Source organism: Chryseobacterium sp. SIMBA_029, from assembly GCF_046535275.1.
In the GTDB taxonomy this organism is placed as follows: Bacteria; Bacteroidota; Bacteroidia; order Flavobacteriales; family Weeksellaceae; genus Chryseobacterium.
The window spans coordinates 1-254 of record NZ_JAWRXA010000591.1; the positions used below are offsets into that span (position 1 = coordinate 1).

The window sequence follows — 254 nt, forward strand, 5'->3', positions numbered from 1 at the left end:
CGTTAATGGCGGCGTACCGCCGTTCCAGTTCGGCGGCGTCAGCCCACCCATGGACCCTGTGGATCAGTACGTCCTCGTAATGGGAACGGACGAAAACGCCCACCATTCCGGCCTCAGGGGACCGCTTTTCGATCCGCCAGAGGAAGTCATGGGACTTCTCTTCATCCGTCGGGGCTTTGAAGGCCGCCAACTGCACGCCTTGTGGATCCATCGAACCCACCACGTGGCCAATGATTCCGCCTTTGCCCGCTGTG

1 pseudogene is annotated in these 254 nt (G+C 61.0%); it reads right to left on the minus strand.

Annotated features, from left to right (window positions below):
• Positions 1-254, minus strand: a pseudogene (locus SB679_RS25350) (polyphosphate kinase 2 family protein); the annotation flags it as partial.